The sequence below is a fragment of the Paenibacillus sp. D9 genome, from assembly GCF_001188365.1.
Lineage (GTDB): Bacteria > Bacillota > Bacilli > Paenibacillales > Paenibacillaceae > Paenibacillus_O > Paenibacillus_O humicus.
On sequence record NZ_JZEJ01000001.1, the window covers coordinates 5,440,367 to 5,459,842 of the forward strand.

Annotated in this window: 20 protein-coding genes, 1 pseudogene and 1 riboswitch; of the genes and pseudogenes, 19 read left to right on the forward strand and 2 right to left on the reverse strand. The window is 55.4% G+C overall.

The features are described 5' to 3' along the window. Window positions 1-392 (forward strand): glycosyltransferase family 4 protein (locus tag VE23_RS27560; protein ID WP_232317033.1); only part of this gene is annotated, 392 nt, incomplete at its 5' end. A gap of 156 nt (window positions 393-548) precedes the next feature. Here VE23_RS27560 and VE23_RS24330 read toward each other — a convergent pair. Further along, complete coding sequence (locus VE23_RS24330) at window positions 549-1,154, reverse strand: DUF1349 domain-containing protein (RefSeq protein WP_049869427.1); 606 nt, start codon at window positions 1,152-1,154, stop codon at window positions 549-551. Window positions 1,155-1,758: 604 nt separating this feature from the next. Here VE23_RS24330 and VE23_RS26780 point away from each other — a divergent pair. The 4 genes from VE23_RS26780 to VE23_RS24340 all read left to right on the forward strand — a co-directional run bounded on the left by VE23_RS26780 (window position 1,759) and on the right by VE23_RS24340 (window position 4,853). Further along, window positions 1,759-2,637, forward strand: coding sequence for an RHS repeat domain-containing protein (locus tag VE23_RS26780; RefSeq protein WP_049869428.1), 879 nt, complete (start codon window positions 1,759-1,761; stop codon window positions 2,635-2,637). Then, window positions 2,583-3,260, forward strand: a complete 678-nt coding sequence (locus VE23_RS26175; protein WP_084781650.1) for a glycohydrolase toxin TNT-related protein — start codon at window positions 2,583-2,585, stop codon at window positions 3,258-3,260. Before VE23_RS26780 ends, VE23_RS26175 begins: the two co-directional genes overlap by 55 nt. Then, window positions 3,261-3,503 (forward strand): hypothetical protein, encoded by a 243-nt coding sequence (locus tag VE23_RS26180; protein ID WP_084781651.1) that lies wholly within the window; start codon window positions 3,261-3,263, stop codon window positions 3,501-3,503. A gap of 489 nt (window positions 3,504-3,992) precedes the next feature. Further along, entirely contained in the window at window positions 3,993-4,853 is an 861-nt protein-coding gene (locus VE23_RS24340; RefSeq protein WP_049869429.1) for a hypothetical protein, read from the forward strand. On the opposite strand, the gene VE23_RS26185 is transcribed toward VE23_RS24340, so the two are convergent. Then, window positions 4,816-4,992, reverse strand: coding sequence for a helix-turn-helix domain-containing protein (locus VE23_RS26185; RefSeq protein ID WP_084781652.1), 177 nt, complete (start codon window positions 4,990-4,992; stop codon window positions 4,816-4,818). The genes VE23_RS24340 and VE23_RS26185 overlap by 38 nt on opposite strands. Between VE23_RS26185 and VE23_RS24345 the strand changes: the two are divergent. The 14 genes and pseudogenes from VE23_RS24345 to VE23_RS24405 all read left to right on the forward strand — a co-directional run. Continuing rightward, window positions 4,971-5,564, forward strand: a pseudogene (locus VE23_RS24345) (recombinase family protein); the annotation flags it as partial. The gene VE23_RS26185 and the pseudogene VE23_RS24345 overlap by 22 nt on opposite strands. Before the next feature lie 167 nt (window positions 5,565-5,731). Beyond that, the gene (locus VE23_RS24350; RefSeq protein ID WP_049869847.1) at window positions 5,732-6,940 is read left to right on the forward strand and encodes an IS110 family transposase; all 1,209 of its coding nucleotides are present in this window, start codon (window positions 5,732-5,734) and stop codon (window positions 6,938-6,940) included. Window positions 6,941-6,995: 55 nt separating this feature from the next. Further along, window positions 6,996-7,271 (forward strand): polymorphic toxin type 33 domain-containing protein, encoded by a 276-nt coding sequence (locus tag VE23_RS27690; RefSeq protein WP_084781654.1) that lies wholly within the window; start codon window positions 6,996-6,998, stop codon window positions 7,269-7,271. An 11-nt stretch (window positions 7,272-7,282) separates the two neighbouring features. Continuing rightward, a complete protein-coding gene (locus tag VE23_RS24355) occupies window positions 7,283-7,687 on the forward strand; it encodes a DUF4279 domain-containing protein (protein ID WP_049869431.1) in 405 nt (134 codons plus the stop codon). Between the two features lie 424 nt (window positions 7,688-8,111). Beyond that, window positions 8,112-8,570: a hypothetical protein gene (locus VE23_RS24360; RefSeq protein WP_232317035.1), complete on the forward strand. Its 459-nt coding sequence runs from the start codon at window positions 8,112-8,114 to the stop codon at window positions 8,568-8,570. 278 nt (window positions 8,571-8,848) lie between these two features. Then, window positions 8,849-8,953: riboswitch (TPP riboswitch) on the forward strand. Window positions 8,954-9,214: 261 nt separating this feature from the next. Continuing rightward, entirely contained in the window at window positions 9,215-10,975 is a 1,761-nt protein-coding gene (gene thiC, locus VE23_RS24365) for a phosphomethylpyrimidine synthase ThiC (protein WP_049869433.1), read from the forward strand. Next, window positions 10,968-12,197, forward strand: a complete 1,230-nt coding sequence (locus VE23_RS24370) for a ThiF family adenylyltransferase (protein ID WP_049869435.1) — start codon at window positions 10,968-10,970, stop codon at window positions 12,195-12,197. Before thiC ends, VE23_RS24370 begins: the two co-directional genes overlap by 8 nt. Continuing rightward, window positions 12,184-13,065, forward strand: coding sequence for a thiamine phosphate synthase (thiE, locus tag VE23_RS24375; RefSeq protein ID WP_049869436.1), 882 nt, complete (start codon window positions 12,184-12,186; stop codon window positions 13,063-13,065). Before VE23_RS24370 ends, thiE begins: the two co-directional genes overlap by 14 nt. Before the next feature lie 240 nt (window positions 13,066-13,305). Further along, window positions 13,306-14,097 carry a thiazole synthase gene (locus VE23_RS24380; protein WP_332310184.1) on the forward strand — a complete coding sequence of 264 codons (792 nt, stop codon included), beginning with the start codon at window positions 13,306-13,308 and terminating at the stop codon, window positions 14,095-14,097. Then, complete coding sequence (gene thiO / locus VE23_RS24385; protein WP_049869438.1) at window positions 14,094-15,284, forward strand: glycine oxidase ThiO; 1,191 nt, start codon at window positions 14,094-14,096, stop codon at window positions 15,282-15,284. The genes VE23_RS24380 and thiO overlap by 4 nt, the downstream gene beginning before the upstream one ends. Then, entirely contained in the window at window positions 15,278-16,141 is an 864-nt protein-coding gene (gene thiD / locus VE23_RS24390) for a bifunctional hydroxymethylpyrimidine kinase/phosphomethylpyrimidine kinase (RefSeq protein ID WP_232317036.1), read from the forward strand. Before thiO ends, thiD begins: the two co-directional genes overlap by 7 nt. An 89-nt stretch (window positions 16,142-16,230) precedes the next feature. Further along, window positions 16,231-17,019 (forward strand): WIAG-tail domain, encoded by a 789-nt coding sequence (locus tag VE23_RS24395; RefSeq protein ID WP_048745379.1) that lies wholly within the window; start codon window positions 16,231-16,233, stop codon window positions 17,017-17,019. A gap of 654 nt (window positions 17,020-17,673) precedes the next feature. Further along, the gene (locus tag VE23_RS24400; protein ID WP_269746005.1) at window positions 17,674-18,417 is read left to right on the forward strand and encodes a glycosyltransferase family 2 protein; all 744 of its coding nucleotides are present in this window, start codon (window positions 17,674-17,676) and stop codon (window positions 18,415-18,417) included. Next, complete coding sequence (locus tag VE23_RS24405; RefSeq protein WP_157054047.1) at window positions 18,414-19,442, forward strand: hypothetical protein; 1,029 nt, start codon at window positions 18,414-18,416, stop codon at window positions 19,440-19,442. Before VE23_RS24400 ends, VE23_RS24405 begins: the two co-directional genes overlap by 4 nt. Window positions 19,443-19,476: the final 34 nt, after the last annotated feature.

Sequence of the window (19,476 nt, forward strand, 5' to 3'; positions counted from 1 at the left end):
TTTCCCCCCGCCATATCCGGTTCATTCCCTATGTTCCTTATCCGGAAGTGCCGAGCTGGTTCCTGGCGGCGGATGCCGCCGTCGTGCCCTCGGGAGCGCGCGAGGCGTTCGGCCTCGTCAACGTCGAGGCGATGGCGAGCGGCATCCCGGTCGTCGCCTCCCGCGCCGGGGGCATGCGCGAGATCATCGTTGACGGGGAAACCGGGTATCTGGCCGATCCCGCCCGGCTCGAGCAGGAGCTCTGCGACCGGCTGCTGACACTGCTGCGCGATGCGGCCTTGCGGGAGCGGATGGGCCGCGCCGGCCGCGAGCGGGTGGAGCAGCGCTACACCTGGGAGGCGACGGCACAGCGCTGGCTGGAGGTGCTGGCGGAAGCCGAGGAGCATCCGTGAGCGTGTGCGAGGCGGCCAGGACGGCTGCGGCGAGGCCGCCGAACAGGACGGAACGGGTTGTGCCGTTAAAGCATACCGCCGGCAACGCGAAAAATGACCGTATCCCCTTCTCACGGGGGATGCGGTCATTGCATTCCGCTTTTTATCGTGCCGGCGTCATTTCCCTGACCGGATGTTCTTCAGCGTTTTCTTCTCGAGGACGAAGCCGGAATAGATCCGATCGCCGCCGGATCCGGTCGGGCATTGAGGCAACAGTCCGACCTTCACCGTCTCTTCCACGGGCAGGGTGAAATACCGCATCATGAAGAAATGGATGCCGTCGAGCGAATAATGAAAAGCGAAGGAAGGGCCGGTGCGGGCAACCTGCAGCCAGACGGAGTTCCCCTCGATGTCGCAGCCATTCGCATCGTCCGACACCGAGTTCGTGACGACGCTGACGACGGCATGCGTTCCGAAGTCCGTCAGCTCGAAGCAGGCTTTCGCCCAGACGTCTAAATCCTTCATGACCATGATCGAGGCCGAATCGTACATACTCGTGAACGCATGCTCGACCTTGACGCGCATAACGAAATCTCCGGCCGCCTCGGTGTAGTAGAAGGGCGCGTTGAGAAGGCTCTCGGGCAGCGTCCCTTCTTCGGATTCCGTACCATGGGGACAAAAGAAGTCGGTTTTTTCCGGGGCATGCAGGATGATCCGGTCCGAGTCGAATCGTATGCTGCTTTCATTCAGCCAGCCAAAAGTCTTAAAAGCGGATGGGTTCAATGGAATTCCTCCTTTGGATAGATTTATATTAACAGCAATTTTTATCTAATTCGATGGCGAGAGACTTCGGGGAAGGTCAGTCGTTGACTGAACGTAAAAAGCCGCTTGGGAAGACGGTCTTCTCTAGCGGCTTTTGGAGTGGTGATGCCCAAATGGCAAGAGGACAGAGAGGGTCATTTAATGTCGGTGACTTTTCTTGTCCAGGGAGGAATGTGAATGGTCAAATTCAATAAACAAGCGCAGGACATTTCCGGAATGGATACTTTTTAGCCGAATCTCCTGTTCCCACCTGCTGTAGATTAAATTAATCGCTTACATGCTTAATATTCTGGAACGGTTGAAGGTGGCTCCAATAATATTGATAAAGGCTGTGCCAGACAACAACTTAGGAGGATAACAACCGGAATTGGCTAACACGTAAAATAGCTGGTGGAAGCTCGGTCGGCTATCAGTACGACAACGCCGGTAGAAGAACCAGCATGACAGATGGAGCGGTACCACAGGATATTACTTTACACCTGGGGTCGGTGAACTAGAAAAGATTACGTACCCAGACGGTAAACAAATACAGTTTACGTATAACAAACAAGGACTCCGAAGCACAATGACAGATCCATTTGGTCTGAAGCTGTATTACGGTTACGACGAACTCAACCGGCTTAAAAAAGTCGGACAAACCGAAACAAGCGCAATGGCTGAATATAGCTATCATTTAAATGGATTGTTAAAGGACATCAGGTTGGAAAATGGAACATCCAGCACGATGAATTACAATGGGTACGATTTAAGCGACTTGACGCAGCTGCAAGGGGCGTCTACGGTTATAAACCGTCATTCCTATACATGGAGTCCTGATGGAAATCAACTTTCTAAAACGGATCTGGTGGCTGGTCAATCTAAATCTGTCCACTATGGATATGACTCGCTCAATCGGATTGAAACGTCTACGGAGTTCAATGAGCTCTTTGTCTACGATTCGCGTGGAAACCGCCAAACGCTTGTGAGCGACCAGACGCCCAAACTTCAGGAAGCCAGTTACAATTACGACGGATGGAATCAACTGACCGGAGCGTCGGTAGTTGGAAAGTCTCCCGTTGCCTACAAGTACAATGGCGATGGTCTGATGGTTGAGCGAACCGAGAACGGATCGACTCGTCGGTATTATTATGACGGCGATCAAATTATGGCGGAAGCGACGGTTAGCGGATCAACCATCTCACCGGTTGCTCAGTACATTCGTGGGGAACAACTTATTGCCCGATTAAGCGGAACGACCAAGCATTATTATTACTATAACGGCCACGGCGATGTAACAGAACTAAGAAACAATACAGGTGCGCTGGTAAACCGTTACAGCTATGATATGTGGGGCAATCCATTGACGGTGTCTGAGCAAGTTGCCAATCCATTTCGATACTCGGGAGAATATTGGGATTCAACAACGGAGCTGCAATATTTAAGGCGAGTATGGGACGGTTCATAAGTGAGGATACGTATGAAGGGCAGATTGATAATCCTCTGAGTTTAAATCTCTATACTTATGTAATTAATAATCCACTAAAATACGTTGACCCAACGGGACACGAGCACGAAAAAGGATCAGGAGGCGGGGGCGGCGGCGGTGCTGGCGCAGGTAGCGGTAGAGGTCTAGATCTAGACGCGAAAGCTAGTGCTTTATTTGGGAAAATTTTTAAAAGTATTAAGAACATTCCATCAAGAATTTTGGGAAAGGGTAATGAGACTAAGGGTGCGGGTCAAGCTAGCAAATGGGTCGATGAAGCAGGTAATATTAAGTGGCCCAAAAATGATGGATTTGCAGGAGACCCAAAACCAGTGACGCTTCTGACTGGCACAAGAATTGATAGGTATGGATATGAAAACGGTAAATTTGTATCTCCTGAAGGTACTCCGTACGGACGACGTGCATTAGCACCAGGAACAGAGTCTAAGCCGTATAATGTTTATGAGGTCGTTAAACCTTTTGATGCACAGGGAGGTAAAATTGCTCCTTGGTTTGATGAAGTGGGCGGGGGTACTCAATACAAATTCGATAAGTCTATAAAAGAACTTATTGATGGTGGTTATCTTAGAAGGGTGGAACGATAAATGAATATCAAGGAATTAGAGTCAAGGCTAACTTCAGAAAATATTCAGCGTGATGTATATTCACTGAAAGGAGGTTTACCAAACGAGGCTTACTGTATTTCAGAGTCAAATGGAACGTGGGAAGTTTATTACAGTGAACGAGGCGGTAAATCTGGCTTAAGAGTATTCCAAAATGAAGAAGAAGCATGTCAATATTTCTATGATTCATTAATTGAAATGTTAAAAGACATGGGTCTATATTAGGCGCATTTGAAACCTTGATTGGCTTCATTACCTCTCAAGGTTTCTTTTTTGGGAAGGGGGTGGGTGGCGAATGAACCCATCATTCAACCAATAACACGTCTAACCCATGTAATACCCGTATAAAGGTTTCTCGAAGTTGTTTGTACGTACGTTAATGCTTGAATTTGTAACCTAAAAAGCGCTATACCGATACATCAAACAGGTCGATTATGGTCAGTTACTACCATGATTGACCTGTTTTTTGTTAGCTTCGTTTTCTACGGTTTTCTTCAAAATCCATCGCAACTGTACAATACCCTGTCTCGATATAGACACTGAGAAGGCGACCTGCAAAAAAAGTCATCGCAACTAATCGGAGGGATAGACCGACTTTTATAGTGTCAGGACGTAACTGAACATTCTACAACGGGAAGGTCATGTGTTAATGGCTAGCCACCTGCCCTCTAATTAAGCCCGAAATTCATCAAAAAATTCGGGAGGGGGCGGCACATGAAAGGGGTCACTGTATCCATAGACCTCATTGTTATCGACTTTACAGGCGTGCATTGGGATTTCTTCAACGAGTTCTACAAGCGAATCTGTGACTATTACGGGGTCGGAATTATGGTGGGGGAAAGAGGATTTCAATACCGCATTAGAATCAATACAGGAGAACACTTCCTGCACCTCTCCTACAAGTTGATTTATACTCCAAGAACACAGAAGAACACGCTGAGGATTGAAGCCTACCCGAAATCGCTAGTCTACTTCCGTCAATGGCTCGAACAAATCCGAGACTTCGCAAAGCAGGTATTGTTCGTGCGGTGCGATGTTGCTTATGACATTCCTGCCCATGTCCAAGACGTGTTCACGATGTCTAAGACGGGTCGAAAGCTGCGACTATTCAAAGGCACTCGTTATTACAATGGGAAGCATCAGCGACAGGAGGATGGCTATTGTCGGGTATACGACAAGAAGCGGGAGTTATTGGAGAGAAGACGACAGACCATCAAGGGGGAGCGAACGAGGATGGAGATTGTATACGCACCGAAGGAGAAGTTGCAGCTTGCTACGTTGGTTCAGCACCCGCCACAGTTTAACAGCAAGTATCTATGTGCGGTTCTGACAGACTTGTCCAAGTTTGCTCCTAAGGTCGGGCGGTTTGTTCAGGAGATTCAACAAGGAATGTTGCTACCACAGGAGATGACATTCTACTACCGTCAGAAGATTCAGGAACAGATGAACACGCAGGGTATGATTGACCTGAATCTACTAGTGGCAGAGCAATGGCAAGAAGCAATAACGCTCCCTTGTGCCGTTTTGGCAGGAAAAATTATTCATCAACCTGAACAATCAGTTCATTCAGACTGACGTTTAATGTTTTGCTAATGATGTCGAAGGTGCTTAGATGCACTCTATCCACCTCATTGGAGCATAGATGGCTAATCGTATTGGGGCGTAAGCCTGTAAGCCTAGCCAATTCACGCCAGAATCGGCTTTCAGAGCATATTGGCTGCTCTGTCTACTCAATCCATTGATGAGGTTGTTGTGCTCAACACAAGCCGCTTATGGCGATCTGACATCGTGAAGGTACTGGTACATCGAGAGTTCAAGAAGCATGGAGTGGACGTTCGGAGCATCGAACAGCCGACCTACAGCATCCACAAGAAAGACCCGAATGACTTTCTAATCAACGGGCTTATGGAACTGCTAGACCAATACCAACGGCTCGAAATCGCTCTTAAGCTAGGTCGAGGGCGAAGCAAGAAGGCACAGCAGGGCGGCTATGCAGGAGGAAGAGCCACCTTCGGTTACAAGGCTAAGAAAGGTCAGAAATGTATTCAAGTGGACGAGAAGCAAGCCAAGACCGTCCGCAGAGTATTTCAGCTAAAGGAACAGTACCCATTATGGACACTGTCTTTAATCGCAGAGGAATTGAACAAAGAAGGCTTTACGACACAGCAAGGCAACATGTTTACAAAAGTGCAAGTCAAACGAATCTTGGACAGACGTGATTTTTATAGCGGTACATACCGCTATGGAGATATATCAGCGGAGGGTGTACACCAAGCCATCCTTTGACGGAGAACTGAATGGAGATGCTTGCGCACCATTGCGAACCGTAAGGTTAACGCTCGAACTGAGGTTGCACCCATTCTTTACCCTACCGTCAAACTGACCTACAAATCCGTAAACAGAGGTGAATCCTTTTGTCACAGCACTACAAGCAAACGTACATCTATGTCGGAATGGATTTACATAAGGCTCAGCATACCGCAGTCATCATTAACTGTTGGAACGAGCATCTTGGTGAAATCCAAATCGAGAATAAACCGTCTGCGTTCGATGAACTGATGAAGTTCGTCAAGAAGCATACGCCAAGAGGCTTGACCCCTGTCTATGGCTTGGAGGATACGGGCGGGAACGGCAGGTCAATAGCTGTTCATCTTGTTGAGAACAAGCAAATCGTCAAGGAAGTCAACTCCGCATTATCCTACAGTGAACGAATGAGCAATGCGACTACGCAAAAGAGCGATAGTTGGGATGCTTACTGCATCGCTAAGGTGTTGCTTGCAAGACTGAATGAGCTGCCCGATGCGAACCCGCAGGACATTTACTGGACGCTCGGACAAGTGGTAGCAAGACGAAATTCTATCGTCAAACATGCCGCTATGCTCAAGAATCAGCTTCATCAGCAGTTAAGCTATCATTATCCTTCGTACAAGAAGTTCTTCTGCGACATCGACGGGAAGGCGGCACTAGCCTTTTGGGAGAAGTACCCCGCTCCGCATCATCTTGAATCGGTGGGGGCGGAGGAACTAGCCGAATCCCTTCGCAAAGCAAGCCATAATACTTGTTCTACCCGCAAGGCAGCGGCAATCCTAGAACTGGTGAAGGAAGACGGAGCAACCAAGCGTAATCTCCAAGAGCAGCGAGACTTCCTAGTCGTCAATATGGTTCACGATATGCGGAGAAGTCGGGAACTAATCAAGGAGATTGAGGAACAGCTTAGGCACTTGTTAGCCATGACCGACTACAAGCTAGAGTCTATGGATGGCATTAGCACCGTTACCGCAGCGCAACTCATGGCAGAAATCGGAGACATTAACCGTTTTGCCCATGCCGACAAGCTAGCTTGTTTCGCAGGAATTGCTCCGAAGTTCTTTGGTTCGGGCGGCAAGGGCAAGCATGAAGCAAGCGGACAAGGCAACCGAGTGTTGAACTGTATCTTCCACAACCTAGCAGTTCAGCAAATCCAAGTTGCTAAGGGAAGCAATAAGAAGCAGCGTAATCCGCTCATGTACGAGTTCTACCAACGGAAGCTAGTAGAAGGCAAGACGAAGAAGCAAGCCCTCATATGCGTCATGAGAAGGCTTGTGAACATCATCTACAGCATGATGAAGAACAAGACCGAGTATCGGGCGGCAAGTCCTCTAACAGAGCGTCAAGCAAGCTGATATAATGGTGACAATTGGTAAAACGGTTGTCACCTTTTTTGTACCTTAGTTTAAGATTACAACTCAGGGTGCGGGTAATACTACGAAAAATGGTACTTTTGGTCCTAATACCGTTGGTGCAGCAGAAAAGTATGTTCCCAAAGATATTAAACTGGCTAGTGATAAACTGCTAAAGCAAAATGGATTGGATGCGCATCAAATTAAAAAGGATGTAGTCGGCGGCAGTATATCTAAATATGACATCTATGTCGATAAGGATACGGGACAGCTTTGGTTATATGCAAAAGGTGGAAAAGGAGAAGGCATTCCGACGGGAGAATATATTAATTAAGGTGGATGGGTATGGAAAAAACAAAAGTCATGATTGAGTTCGATATTTATGGTGATGATTTCAATCCTCAAATCATCACAGATCAGCTTAATATTCAACCTCATACTTCTTGGAGAAAAGGGGATAGCGTCGAGGGAAAACCTATAGTAAGAAAAAAATCATGCTGGAGTTTTAGTACGGGATATCAAGAATCGCTCGACATCAATGATCAATTGAGCGAAATTATTGAACGATTTCAAGGGGAATCTGAAAAGTTGATCGAATTAAAAAAGGCACATAATCTTGAGATACTCGTTTCAATTGTAATAAACATTGAAGAAAACCAAAAGCCAGCAATGAATTTCAATAAAGAAGCAATTAGTTTTATTCATCAAATAGGTGCTGAGGTCGATATTGATCTCTATATTTATTCTTAAATCACAGAATTCACCTTGATTGGCTTCGTGCCTTTCAAGGTTTTTTCTTAGGCAGGGGCTACCCAGTGCTGAATGAACCCATCATTCAACCAATAATACATCTAACCCATGTGATACCCGTGTAAGGATTTCTTGAAGTAAATTGTACGCACATCAATGCTTTAATTTTTATACCTAAATATCGAAATGCCGATACATTTAATAGGTCTATATTAGCCAAGTTATTGGCAGCTATTGTCAGATGCCACCATGATTGACCTGTTTTTTGTTATCTTCGTTTTCTGCGGTTTTTTTCATAATTTTTCGCAACTGAACAATACCCTTTCTCGATATAGACACTGAGAGGGCAATCCATTGAAAAGTCATCGCAACTAATCGGAGGAATAACACGACAATTATACTGTCAGGATGTAATTTTAATAATATGGGTGTAACTGATGTGAAAGATATTCCGGGAGGTAAGGTAGGGAAGTTACTTTTGGAGAAGAACTGGCAAAGATGGGAAGTTGAAGTTGGCAGTGACTTGTCATCTAAGTATTATGTTGAATCAATCTCTGACAGTATCAATGGATTTCGTATACTGCTTTCCGATGCAAATGATGAATCTAAAAGAGTAGAGGTACTATTCGAGGATTCAGTACGTGCGTACAGAAGTACAGATGAAAGTTTTAGTACGATAAATAATCTTGATGGGCGATACGGCACAGAGTTCTTTAGTGACAATACCTTCTTCAAGGTGACTAATTCGGAATACATTCATTGGCTATCACTACAGTCATATGGGATTGCTGAATCAGAAACTTTCTTTCACTTTTCTTTTTTAGCGGTTGATTCTATTGTGGATGTAATTGCCGCATACGAACCGAAGGCTTCAAAATTATAGAGCTTTATGAGGCTGTTTCTAAGCTAACCGCTTTATTTTTTGGTGGGGCTACCCAGTGTGTCGAATAAAGGCATCATTCAGCCAATAATACATCTAATCTATGTTCATGCATGTATATAAATTTCATGAGTCTGTTGTGCGTGCGTCAATGCTTTACTTTTGCACCCTAAATAGCGCTATGACGATACATTCACCTTTGGTGAGTTTACACAAAATTCTTTACAGACCTGTTGGTCACTAGTTGACAACTTCCCCCACCCGACTTATAGTCATACCAAGATATCCACTAGGGGCGCCCGCACGGGCTGAGATAAAGCGTAAGCTTTGGTCCCTTCGAACCTGATCTGGGTCATGCCAGCGTAGGAAAGTGGTCGAACATGCCTTTTATTTGGCCTGTGCCTCTTTTCGCCGCTTCCAGACCGGAGGCGGCTTTTTGCCGTCCTTCGGCGGGAGGCGGCGGAGAAATAGGCGCAACCAATCTGCTTGCCGCAATCTGCCGATGAAGGCGGAAGCGGCCAGTAGAGTGTCCCGGACAGCCTGCGTTTTTCGTGCAGACCATCGGGAACTAAAGGCATGACCGGCATTTCCAAGCGTGCAGCCCCCTGGCGGATATCATCATCCGTTAAGGGGGCTTTTGATTATCCATGGCCATACATACCGAGCCGCTGCCGGGCAGCCGCAAAGTCTACATGCAGGGAAGCCGGGAGGATATCATGGTTCCGATGAGGGAAATCGCGCTGTCGGACAGCGAGGTGCGGGGAGTTTCCATCCCGAATGAGCCTCTGCGAATCTATGACGCAAGCGGTCCTTACACGGACACCGATTACGAGGCAGATGTCGCGAGAGGCTTGCCGCTCATGCGAAGGAGCTGGATCGCAGAACGGGCGGATACGGAGGAATACGAGGGCCGAATCGTCCTTCCCGAGGACAACGGCTTCTCCGACGCAGTCAAGGCGGCCGCAAGGGGAGCGGATATTTTCCCGCCATCCGGCAGGCTGCCGCGGAGAGCCCTGACTGGGAAAAATGTCACCCAATTGCATTACGCAAGGCAGGGCATCGTGACTCCCGAGATGGAGTTCATCGCCTTGAGGGAAGGGATGGAAGCTGAATTCGTACGCTCCGAGGTCGCGGCGGGAAGAGCGGTCATTCCGGCCAACGTCAACCATCCCGAGAGCGAGCCGATGATCATCGGGCGGCATTTCCACGTGAAGATCAACGCCAACATCGGCAACTCCGCCGTGACCTCCTCGATCGAGGAGGAGGTGGAGAAGATGACGTGGGCGACCCGCTGGGGGGCCGATACGATCATGGATTTGTCCACCGGCAAGAACATCCATACAACGAGGGAATGGATCATCCGCAACTCCCCGGTTCCGGTCGGGACCGTGCCGATCTATCAGGCGCTGGAGAAGGTGAACGGCAAGGCGGAGGACCTCAACTGGGAGGTGTTCCGCGATACGCTGATCGAGCAGGCGGAGCAGGGAGTCGATTATTTCACCATCCATGCCGGCGTGCTGCTCCGATATGTGCCGCTGACCGCGAAGCGCGTTACGGGCATCGTCAGCCGGGGAGGCTCCATCATGGCCGCCTGGTGCCTCGTCCACCATAGGGAGAACTTCCTGTACACGCATTTCGAGGATATCTGCGAAATCATGAAAGCTTACGACGTGACCTTCTCGCTGGGCGACGGGCTGAGGCCGGGATCGATCGCGGACGCCAACGACGAGGCGCAGTTCGCGGAGCTGGACACGCTCGGCGAGCTGACCAAGATTGCCTGGAAGCATGATGTGCAGGTCATGATCGAAGGTCCGGGCCATGTTCCGATGCATCTGATCAAGGAAAATATGGACCGCCAGCTCGCGGTCTGCGACGAGGCTCCCTTCTACACGCTCGGTCCGCTCACGACGGACATCGCGCCGGGCTACGACCATATCACAAGCGCGATCGGGGCGGCGATGATCGGCTGGTTCGGTACGGCGATGCTTTGTTATGTGACGCCCAAGGAGCATCTGGGGCTGCCGAACCGGGAGGATGTGAAGGAAGGCGTCATCACCTACAAGATCGCCGCCCACGCCGCCGATCTCGCCAAGGGCCATCCGCAGGCGCGAAAGCGCGACGACGCTCTGTCCAAGGCCAGATTCGAATTCCGCTGGCGCGACCAGTTCCATCTGTCGCTCGATCCCGAGCGGGCTATGAGCTACCACGACGAGACGCTCCCTGCGGAAGGCGCCAAGAGCGCTCATTTCTGCTCCATGTGCGGGCCGAAGTTCTGCAGCATGAGGATCACGCAGGACATTCGGGATTACGCGGAGAGGGAAGGGCTGGACACGGCGGAGGCGATCGAGGCGGGCATGAAGGAGCAGGCGGAGGCGTTCAAGGCCGGAGGCGGCAGCATCTATGCTTGAGCAGGCGGCAACAAGCCGATCCGAGGCGCAAGAAGCCATTCAGGAACGGTATTCCAGGCAAATCCGCTTTGCTCCCATCGGTTGGAAAGGACAGCGGCGGATCGGCCAGGCCGTCGTGCTTGTCGCCGGTACCGGCTCGCTCGGAGCTTCGCTGGCGCAGCATATGGCCCGGGCCGGGGTAGGCGAGCTGCGGCTTGCCGACCGCGACTACGTGGAATTCAGCAATCTGCAGCGCCAGATGCTGTTCGACGAAGAGGATGCCCGGCTGGCGCTTCCCAAGGCGGAGGCCGCCGCGCGGAAGCTGAGACGGATCAACGGCATGGTGGAAGTCAAGGCGTTTGCCGCCGATTTCACGGCCCCCGGCGTGCTGGAGAAGATCGCGTGCGGCTGCGATCTGGTGCTGGACGGTACGGACAATGCCGCGGCCAGGCTTGTGCTGAGCGAATACGGCTTCCGTGCCGGCATTCCTTTCCTGTACGGCGGCGTCGCCGGGGCGGCCGGAATGAGCGCTCCGCTCATTCCCGGCGCGACCTGCTGCCTGCGCTGCCTGATCGGCGGCGAGGAGGAGCAGGACAGCGGGCAGACCTGCGAGACGGCGGGCATGATCTCGCCGGCCGTGGAGATGGTCGCGGCGCTGCAGGCGGCTGAAGCGCTCAAATGGCTGGCAGGCGATAGGGAAGGTATGCGCCGGACGCTCGTCTCCGCCTCTGTGTGGCCATACGCGATGCGCGAAACGAAGCTGCCCGGACCGTCAAGGCTCTGTTCGATCTGCGGCAACGCAAGAGCGGTGCAGGAACGGAGGGGGGGAGGGACACGTCCGGGAACGCAGGATGCTTGGCGGGAGGATGAAGAAGCGGAGTCTCTATGGGGAACAGGTCGAGAGCTCCTTCCGAAAGCAGCCTCGGAAGCAGCCTCGGAAGCAGCCGGAAGCACCCGCCGCCAGAACATAGCCGTTCTGTGCGGCCGCGATTCGTTCCAGCTGCAGCTGGAGCCTGCCGAACCCGGAACGTATGAGAAAAGGCTGGAGAGGCTGGGCTGCCGGCTGACGCTAAATCCTTATCTGCTGCGGGCAGCGCTCCCGGACAACGGGAAGCTTGTCGTGTTTCCGGACGGCAGAGTGCTTGCGCAAGGCGCGGCGGACCCTGACACGGCTTGGGAATGGTGTCGGCATTATTTGGGCGCGGATGCGCCGGAGAGAGAGGCCAAGGATGAAGAAGCTTGAGTTCAGCCTGTACGTCATTACGGGCGAGGGCTGCCATCCCGGAAGAAGGCTGGAGGATGTCATGCGGGAGACGCTTGAGGGGGGAGCCGATATCCTGCAGCTGCGGGACAAAAAAGCTTCGCTGCGGGAGCTGGGAGAGAAAGCGGGCCTGCTGCGCAGGCTTACGAGGGAGTACGGAGTGCCGTTCATCGTGAACGACCATCCCCTGCTCGCGCTTGAATCCGATGCCGACGGCGTCCATCTCGGCCAGGACGATCTGTCCATCGCGGATGCGAGGGAGCTGCTCGGTCCGGAACGGATCGTCGGAATCAGCACCCACAGCCTGGAGCAGGCCTTGAAGGCCGAGACGGCCGGCGCCGACTATATCGGAGTCGGGCCGGTGTATCCGACGGCAACCAAGCCGGGCCGGGCGGCGGTCACGTTGGAATACGTCCGCCAGGCTGCGCGGCATGTTCGCATTCCATGGACGGCAATCGGCGGCATCCATCCCGGCAATGCAGGCGAGGTGCTCGCCGCAGGGGCGAGGAGATTGTGCGCCGTCTCCGCGGTTGTCGGCAGCTCCGATCCCGCAGCTGTCTGCCGGGAGCTGCGGAGCCTGATCGCTGCCGCAAGCGAGGCTGCAACCGGTCGGACCGACTCATCCGAGGCTGGTTCCCGACCGGGCCATCCGCTTCGCCTCACATTGAACGGCAAGGAAATCTTTACGCATTCATCGACTCTGCAGGAGCTGGTCGAATTTCACGGCCTGTCCGGCCAGAGAATTGTCGCCGAAGCGGATGGAATCATCCTGGCGCGCGGAAATTGGAGCCGCCATCGGCTGGCGGATGGAATGCAGATCGAGCTGGTCCACTTTGTAGGGGGAGGCTGAGTGATGGAAGATCAAATGGGGGTTCAAGCTGAGCCGCGAACAGAGGCTCGAACAGAGGCTCAGACAGAGGCTCAGACAGAGGCTCAGACAGAGGCTCAATCAGAGACTCAAACAGTGGCTCGAACAGAGGCTCAGACAGATGCTTTGGTCGTAGTTCAAACAGAGCCTCGAACGGGTTGTCCAACCGCTGTCGATTCGAAGCTTCAGCCTGAGCTGGAGCTGGGCCGGGATGTCTGGACAGTGGGCGGGACAAGGCTCTCTTCGCGATTCTTCCTCGGAACGGGCCGTTTCCCGAGCCCGGCCGTCATGCAGCAGGCGCTCCGGGCAAGCGGTGCGGAGGTCATTACGTTCGCCGTCCGCCGCGTCAACCTGGAGCAGCTTGAAGACGATTCGATCCTGCAGCATCTGCCCGAAGAAAAGCGGATCTACCTCCCCAATACGTCGGGCGCAGGCAATGCGGACGAGGCGGTGAGGATCGCGCGCCTGGCCAGAGCGGCAGGGCTCGGCAGCTGGATCAAGGTGGAGATCAGCGCCGATTCCCGCACGCTGCTGCCCGACCCGCTGGAGACTCTGCGAGCGACGGAAAGGCTTGTCGCCGAAGGCTTTACGGTGCTGCCTTACACCTCCGACGACCCCATCCTCTGCCGGAGACTGGCCGAAGCCGGAGCGGCGGCCGTCATGCCGGGCGGCGCACCGATCGGAACCGGGCTCGGCATCCTGAACCCGTACAACCTCGGACTGATCGCGGAGGAATCGCCGGTCCCCGTCATCGTGGACGCCGGAATCGGCTCGGCGAAGGACGCCGCTCAGGCGATGGAGCTGGGGGCATCGGCCGTGCTGGCCAATACGCCGGTGGCGCGGGCGGCTGATCCGGTGGCGATGGCCGAAGCGATGGCGCTCGCGATCCGCGCCGGCCGGCTGGCCAGGCTGGCCGGCCGCATCCCCGCGCTTCCCTATGCTTCTGCGAGCAGTACGGAAGCCGGCGCTCTGTACACGCGCCAAGCCGATCGCTCGGGAGCGTGGAGGCTGTGAAGGAAAGGGTGCTTATCCTCGGAGGCGGCATCATCGGGCTGAGCTGCGCTTACGAGGCGGCCAGAGGCGGAGGCCGCGAGGTGACCATCATTGAAAAGGGCGGCTTCGGCGGCCAGGCAACGGGAGCGGCGGCGGGCATGCTGGCACCGTTCTCGGAAAATGCCGACCAGCCGGACGCTTTCTTCCATCTTTGCGCCGGCAGCCTGCTCCGTTACCCGGATTGGACGGCAGCAATCGAGGAAGCCAGCGGCATGAAGGCCGGGCTCAAGCGCACCGGCAGCGTCGGCGTCGCTTATCATGAAGCGGATCTGCTCCCGCTGCGCTCGAGACTGGACTGGCAGCGGGCGGCCGGCAGCGGAGCCGAGCTGCTGAGCGCCGCCGAGCTCGCCCGTATGGAGCCGCTTCTCGCGCGGGGAGCGGCGGGCGGCATCTACACGCCGTCCGAAGCCCATGTCGAGGCTCCCCGCCTCGCTGCAGCGCTGGCCGAGGCTTGCAGGCTGGCCGGGATCAGGATGATAGGCGGAGCCGGCAGCCTGCGGGAGCTTGCTTTGCGGACATCCGGTTCCGGGGAGCGGTCCGTCGCTCTCTCGACCGATTATTCCGGAGAGCACGAGGCGGACAGGCTGTTGATCTGTACCGGAGCCTGGTCCGGGGAATTCGAGGTGATGTTCGGCTTGCCGGAGTCCATTCATCCGATTCGCGGTCAGATCTGCGCTTTCGACGTGCCCGACGGAGCGGTCAGGCATATGGTGTTTTCGAGTCAGGCCTATTGGGTCGGCAAATCGGGGAACGCCCTCGTATGCGGAGCTTCCGAAGATGTTGCCGGATTCGACGCCTCGGTCACGGAGAAGGGAATCGGGCGGCTGGAGCGGTGGAGCAGCCGGATATTCCCTTTCCTGGAAGGCGCGCGACCAAAGCTGCGCTGGGCCGGGCTGAGGCCGGCCACACGCGACGGGCGTCCAATGATCGGCGCCTTGAGCGATCATCCCCAGGTCATCGTGGCGGCCGGCCATTACCGAAACGGCATACTGCTTGCACCTGCGACCGCTGCGGCCGTAGGGGAGCTGCTGGATGGAACGAAGCCGGAATGGATCGCCTCCTTCTCCCCGGAACGATTCGCGGCAGCGGCCAGAGGCGGCGCGGAGACTGGCCGAAACCTTCCGATGAGGGAGGAATTCCTTTGCTAGAGACTGCTGTCGGGCAAGGCGACGGGCTGCGGGGAGGCGGCATCCGGAAAGTGCTGACGATCGCAGGCTCGGATTCCGGTGGAGGCGCGGGCATTCAAGCGGATCTGAAGACGTTCCAGGAGCTCGGCACATTCGGCATGAGCGTCATCACTGCGGTGACGGCGCAAAATACGGTCGGCGTGCACGGAGTCTACCCCCTTCCGGTTGAAGCGGTAGAGGCTCAGCTCGACGCCGTCTTGGGCGATATCGGAGTCGATGCCGTCAAGACGGGCATGCTGTTCTCGCCGGAGATCATCCATGCGGCAGCTTCCAGGCTGGAGAAGGCCGCGGCCATCAAGCTCGTGGTCGATCCCGTCATGATCTCCAAGCACGGATCTCCGCTGCTGCGGGAGGATGCGGCTGAAGCGCTTCGCCTGCGGCTTCTGCCTCTGGCGGAAGTCGTTACGCCTAATATTCCGGAGGCTTGCGCCTTGCTCGGTCTGAAAGAAAGGGAGATTGGAAGCCTTGAGGCGATGAAGGACGCTTCCAAGGAAATGCTGGGATTCGGGTGCAGGCATGTCTTTCTTAAAGGCGGCCATCTGGCCGGAACGGAAGCGGCCGCCGACGTTCTCCTGTCCGCCTCTTATCCGAATGACCCCGTCGTGCTGACAGCTTCGCGCATTCCGACTGTCCATACCCATGGGACGGGCTGCACGATTGCCTCCGCGCTTGCCGCACTGCTTGCAAGAGGCCTGGACATGGAGGAGGCGGCAAGGGGGGCCAAGGCGTTCACGCTTGCGGCGATCGCATCGGGCGGGCCGCTAGGAGCGGGCACGGGCGCGCTCTGGCATGCCGCCTGGCGCAGCGAGGACAGCTGAATTTCCGGGCTGCTTGCAACGTCATGGTATCCGCCTGCCGGGCAGCCGCATAGGATAACAGTACTATGCATTGGTGGAGGAGCTTGACGATGAAGACGAACGGAAGGCCCGCAAAGGGCAGCAAACCTTATGTACCCGGCGGAGCGCCGCTCGCGCCGAAAGCCAGGAGCCAGCAGGGAGGCAGAGGCAGGCAATCTTCAAAGCCTTTATACCACTATGACAATCCGAACATATCGGAAATCGACTGGCTGGACGACATTCCCGCTTCTATTCGCGTCCCGTTGGCGGCCAAGGAAAGCCGAGTCCCCAAAGTCAGGCTTCACGGCGTTGCCTTGGAGAGCGTTTCGGACACGCTGCCCTGGGCCGGAACGGAGCCGGAAGCTGAATTCAAGCCGTCTGCGCCATCAGATGCAGACGCCGCTCTGTCCAGGATCGGGGATCAGCCGGAGGAGCTTCCGGCGGAAAAAGAGCAGCCCGGATATGACGTGAGCGAGATCCGTTACAGCTCGGCGTTGTCCGTCCGAGCGCCGGGCACAGCGCGGCTGCTGCCACGGCAGGCGTTGGCCGCAGACGACGGGCCAGCCTCGCCCGATGACGAAGCAGGGCAGTCCCCAAAAGGAGCCGGCGTGCAGCACGGAACGATTCCGTTCGCTTTTCGCGACCGCGCCAGAATCGACCTGATCATTCCGCTCCAGACTCCGTTCATGGACAGCGAATATTCGTTCGTCTGCTCCCTCGACGTTCCCCATTGCCACGCTGTCGTGCGCGCCAAGCTGACGGCAGAGGCGGTAGTCACCCTCATCCGCACGCAGGAGGAGGGCAATGCCCGGGGCCGAATCGATTGGATCGCCGCCGGCAGGCTGCAGGAAGGGATCTGAACGCGGTCGGGCAGCCGTCTCCGTTTCCCGGTAATGGGTGGAGAGCCGGAGGCGGATCGGGGAAACAAGAGAACAAGAGGTGAAGGGGATTCAATGAATAAATGACCCCCTAAATCAGGGGATGGATGAATTGAAGAATGAATCCAAAAATCGATGCCGATGGATGAATCGATAGATCGATGGATCGATGAATCGATGGATCAATGGATCGATGAGTCGGTGAATGGATGACGGCCGAATTCAATGGTTCGTTCGAAGACAAATCGACAAACGAATAAAATGGGCTGCTGAAAGAGCTGTGCGGACGTCATCTCGGGATGACGCGGCGCAGCTCTTTTTGATTCCTATACTCCCCGGTTATCCCGCCTGTACAAATGCCGTGCCATCGTTCCCGCTCTCTCATAAGCTGGCAAGTAGTGAGGTGAAATGATGAGAGACGCACGCTCGAGAAGCCAAGGCGGACGTCGGGAAGGGGCAGGAGCCCCGCGAAGGAACGATGGCGCCGGGAGGCCAGGCGGCTTCGCGGCTAAGGTCCGGCCTGCCGGTATGGGAAAGGGCGGGAATGGACGCCGGTCGCCTGGCAAGCTTCCAGCCTCCGGCCCGACTTCCGCATTCGGAGCGGAAGCCCGCGATTCAGACGGCGCACCGCCCTTCTTGTCGGTCATTATTCCGGTCATGAATGAACGGCGGACGATTGCCGCCGTGTTGAAGCAGGCTGCGAGAATCCATCCGCACACGGAGCTGATTGTCGTCGCCAACGGTTCCACCGACGGATCTGCGGAAGCAGCCGAACGCTGCGGCGCCAAGGTGATCCGATACCTGAGTCCTCTCGGACACGATGTCGGACGCGCCATAGGCGCCCGTGCCGCCCAAGGAGAGATCCTTCTTTTCCTGGACGGAGATATGGTGCTGTCCGCCGTCAAGCTGAGGCCGTTCGTCGATGTCATTGCCCGCGGGCGAGCGGATGTCGCCTTGAACAATTACTCCGGTCCTGTCCATACATCCCGGGTTCATCCCGTCGTGCTGGCGAAGCATGCCCTCAATGAGATGCTCGGCCGGCCCGATCTCAAAGGAACCTCGCTCACCGCCGTCCCCCACGCGATGTCGAGGGGCGCATTGTCGGTCATCGGATCGGAATCGCTGCTCGTTCCGCCTCTTGCCCACGCCAAGGCGGCAGCGGCGGGACTGAGGATCGTCCTGCCGATCCGGGTCGATGTCGGCCGCTGCAACCGGCCGCGCCGCGAGCGCGAGCGGTCAAGGCCGCTTCACCGGCTCATAATCGGGGATCATCTCGAAGCGATCGCTTGGCTGTCGAGGCAAGCTGCGTCCGATAAAGAAACTCCTGTCCTTCCCGAGTCCGACGGCGCGGAAACCGGACATGGGGGAGGGACGGAATGATGCAGGGCGGCAGGACGGTCCGTCCGGGGACAGGGAGACAGGACGGCAGAGGGTCCGGATATGGAAGGACCGGCAGGGCAAAGGCAGCCGGCAACGGCAGAACGACAAGCCCGAACGAAAAAGGCAATGCCGGCAGCAAAGCCGGTCCAACCCGATTTCGAAGCGGCAAAGCCGGCCGAACCCGCTATCGCAGCAGCAAAACCAATCCAACCCGCGATCGCAGCAGCGGGGGCAATAGCGCGGTCTATCCCGGCTGGAAGCCTCTCTCCGCCGCTGTCGTGGCCGGGAGCGACGCCGGACAGCTGGCCGAAGCTGCGGAGATCATGCGGCGGAAAGGGTTCAGCCCGGTCATCGAAATGCTCTACCGTGCAGGCAGCCGGCTTGGCGGAGCCGGGGAGACTGAAGCAGCTTCGAACCGGTCCGAAGCCGACGTGCGCCATCCCGATCTCGATGCCATTCATGTCCATGAAGCGCTGGCGGCTGGTTCCGTTCTTGCAGCCGCCTCGGAGAAGGATGCCGTCCTGTATGCGGATGCCGGGCTCGGAGCCGATGCGCTTGCCCGGCTGCCGGCGCAGGCTCTCATTGCCAAAGCCGTTTCCTCCCACCGGCCATGTGCCGCGGTTCCGTCAAGCACAAGCCGCGCGGTCCCGTTCTCGAGCTGGAGCAAGTCCATGGTTCTGAGCGCCTTCATGCACTGGTCGCTCGGAGAAGAGACGCGCAGCTTCGCGTCGATGGAACGGGCCGTTTTCGCTTTGAACCGCAAAGCCGCGGAGCTGCTTCAAGGGGATGCCCTTGCCGATCCGGCCGAAGCATTGGCGACGCTGCTGGCGGCAGGGGGGAAGGCGGTCACGGTAACGGCGCCGGCAGCCGCTGCGGGAAGCGCGCGCGCAGGGAAGCCGCTTCCGGAGGAGGGCGTCCGCTGCGCCCAAGCCGTTGTACGGATTCTAGAAAGGAAAGGCGGGCCGAGATCCGCCTTCCCGGATTACGACCGCCGCCGCGATGTCGCAGGAAAAGAGTCTGATTAGCGCATTTGCTTAAAGAAGAGAAGGAGTGAACGTC

Coding starts and splice junctions, on each gene's coding strand:
- VE23_RS26780 (WP_049869428.1), top strand. CDS start 1,759: ATGACAGATCCATTTGGTCTGAAGCTGTATTACGGTTACGACGAACTC.
- VE23_RS26180 (WP_084781651.1), top strand. CDS start 3,261: ATGAATATCAAGGAATTAGAGTCAAGGCTAACTTCAGAAAATATTCAG.
- VE23_RS24340 (WP_049869429.1), top strand. CDS start 3,993: ATGAAAGGGGTCACTGTATCCATAGACCTCATTGTTATCGACTTTACA.
- VE23_RS24350 (WP_049869847.1), top strand. CDS start 5,732: ATGGATTTACATAAGGCTCAGCATACCGCAGTCATCATTAACTGTTGG.
- VE23_RS24355 (WP_049869431.1), top strand. CDS start 7,283: ATGGAAAAAACAAAAGTCATGATTGAGTTCGATATTTATGGTGATGAT.
- VE23_RS24360 (WP_232317035.1), top strand. CDS start 8,112: ATGGGTGTAACTGATGTGAAAGATATTCCGGGAGGTAAGGTAGGGAAG.
- thiC (WP_049869433.1), top strand. CDS start 9,215: ATGGCCATACATACCGAGCCGCTGCCGGGCAGCCGCAAAGTCTACATG.
- VE23_RS24370 (WP_049869435.1), top strand. CDS start 10,968: ATGCTTGAGCAGGCGGCAACAAGCCGATCCGAGGCGCAAGAAGCCATT.
- thiE (WP_049869436.1), top strand. CDS start 12,184: ATGAAGAAGCTTGAGTTCAGCCTGTACGTCATTACGGGCGAGGGCTGC.
- VE23_RS24395 (WP_048745379.1), top strand. CDS start 16,231: ATGAAGACGAACGGAAGGCCCGCAAAGGGCAGCAAACCTTATGTACCC.
- VE23_RS24405 (WP_157054047.1), top strand. CDS start 18,414: ATGATGCAGGGCGGCAGGACGGTCCGTCCGGGGACAGGGAGACAGGAC.